2 rRNA genes are annotated in these 2,606 nt (G+C 52.5%); both read right to left on the minus strand.

The window, feature by feature from the left end:
• Positions 1 to 6 precede the first annotated feature (6 nt).
• Positions 7 to 122: ribosomal RNA gene (gene rrf, locus PR699_RS19435) — 5S ribosomal RNA — on the minus strand.
• A 130-nt stretch (positions 123 to 252) separates the two neighbouring features.
• A 23S ribosomal RNA gene (locus PR699_RS19440) occupies positions 253 to 2,606 on the minus strand; the annotation flags it as partial.

A 2,606-nucleotide genomic window follows, 5' to 3' on the forward strand; every position in this document is an offset into this window, starting at 1 on the left:
TTTGATGTCTGGCAGTTCCCTACTCTCACATGGGGAGACCCCACACTACCATCGGCGCTACGGCGTTTCACTGCTGAGTTCGGCATGGGGTCAGGTGGGACCACCGCGCTATTGCCGCCAGACAAATTCGGTTTCGTTCCCGTTCGCGTCTACACCGCAAACCAGAACTGCAATCTTGAACAAGCTGATTTCTCGCACCACTCTATCTCGTGCACTTCAACAATCGTCTCTCTAAAACACCTTCGGTGTTGTCAGGTTAAGCCTCACGGTTCATTAGTACTGGTTAGCTCAACGTATCGCTACGCTTACACACCCAGCCTATCAACGTCTTCGTCTTAAACGTTCCTTTAGGACCCTTAAAGAGTCAGGGAAGACTCATCTCAAGGCAAGTTTCCCGCTTAGATGCTTTCAGCGGTTATCTCTTCCGCACTTAGCTACCGGGCAGTGCCATTGGCATGACAACCCGAACACCAGCGGTGCGTCCACTCCGGTCCTCTCGTACTAGGAGCAGCCCCTTTCAATCTTCCAACGCCCACGGCAGATAGGGACCGAACTGTCTCACGACGTTCTAAACCCAGCTCGCGTACCACTTTAAATGGCGAACAGCCATACCCTTGGGACCTACTTCAGCCCCAGGATGTGATGAGCCGACATCGAGGTGCCAAACACCGCCGTCGATATGAACTCTTGGGCGGTATCAGCCTGTTATCCCCGGAGTACCTTTTATCCGTTGAGCGATGGCCCTTCCATTCAGAACCACCGGATCACTAAGACCTACTTTCGTACCTGCTCGAGCCGTCACTCTCGCAGTCAAGCTGGCTTATGCCTTTGCACTAACCGCATGATGTCCGACCATGCTTAGCCAACCTTCGTGCTCCTCCGTTACGCTTTGGGAGGAGACCGCCCCAGTCAAACTACCCACCAGACACTGTCCGCACCCCAGATTATGGGGCAACGTTAGAACATCAAACATTAAAGGGTGGTATTTCAAGGTTGGCTCCATGCAGACTGGCGTCCACACTTCAAAGCCTCCCACCTATCCTACACATCAAGGCTCAATGTTCAGTGTCAAGCTATAGTAAAGGTTCACGGGGTCTTTCCGTCTTGCCGCGGGTACACTGCATCTTCACAGCGAGTTCAATTTCACTGAGTCTCGGGTGGAGACAGCCTGGCCATCATTACGCCATTCGTGCAGGTCGGAACTTACCCGACAAGGAATTTCGCTACCTTAGGACCGTTATAGTTACGGCCGCCGTTTACTGGGGCTTCGATCAAGAGCTTCTCCTTACGGATAACCCCATCAATTAACCTTCCAGCACCGGGCAGGCGTCACACCGTATACGTCCACTTTCGTGTTTGCACAGTGCTGTGTTTTTAATAAACAGTTGCAGCCAGCTGGTATCTGCGACTGGCTTCAGCTCCATGGGTAAACCACTTCACCTAATGCCAGCGTGCCTTCTCCCGAAGTTACGGCACCATTTTGCCTAGTTCCTTCACCCGAGTTCTCTCAAGCGCCTGAGTATTCTCTACCTGACCACCTGTGTCGGTTTGGGGTACGATTAATGATAATCTAGAGCTTAGAGGCTTTTCCTGGAAGCGGGGCATGAGCTACTTCGCCACCGTAGTGACTCGTCATCAGACCTCAGTGTATAGCGAACCGGATTTGCCTAATTCACCCACCTACATCCTTAAACCGGGACAACCGTCGCCCGGCCAGCCTAGCCTTCTCCGTCCCCCCATCGCAATTATCACCAGTACAGGAATATTAACCTGTTTCCCATCGACTACGCATTTCTGCCTCGCCTTAGGGGTCGACTCACCCTGCCCCGATTAACGTTGGACAGGAACCCTTGGTCTTCCGGCGTGCGGGTTTTTCACCCGCATTATCGTTACTTATGTCAGCATTCGCACTTCTGATACCTCCAGCATGCCTCGCAGCACACCTTCACAGGCTTACAGAACGCTCCCCTACCCAACAACATTTACATGTCGCTGCCGCAGCTTCGGTGCATGGTTTAGCCCCGTTACATCTTCCGCGCAGGCCGACTCGACCAGTGAGCTATTACGCTTTCTTTAAATGATGGCTGCTTCTAAGCCAACATCCTGGCTGTCTGAGCCTTCCCACTTCGTTTCCCACTTAACCATGACTTTGGGACCTTAGCTGGCGGTCTGGGTTGTTTCCCTCTTCACGACGAACGTTAGCACCCGCCGTGTGTCTCCCGTGATAACATTCTTCGGTATTCGTAGTTTGCATCGGGTTGGTAAGTCGGGATGACCCCCTAGCCGAAACAGTGCTCTACCCCCGAAGATGAGTTCACGAGGCGCTACCTAAATAGCTTTCGGGGAGAACCAGCTATCTCCCGGTTTGATTGGCCTTTCACCCCCAGCCACAAGTCATCCGCTAATTTTTCAACATTAGTCGGTTCGGTCCTCCAGTTAGTGTTACCCAACCTTCAACCTGCCCATGGCTAGATCACCGGGTTTCGGGTCTATACCCTGCAACTCATTCGCCCAGTTAAGACTCGGTTTCCCTACGGCTCCCCTATTCGGTTAACCTTGCTACAGAATATAAGTCGCTGACCCATTATACAAAAGGTACGCAGTCA

The sequence above is a fragment of the Providencia sp. PROV268 genome, assembly GCF_028477805.1.
In the GTDB taxonomy this organism is placed as follows: Bacteria; Pseudomonadota; Gammaproteobacteria; order Enterobacterales; family Enterobacteriaceae; genus Providencia; species Providencia stuartii.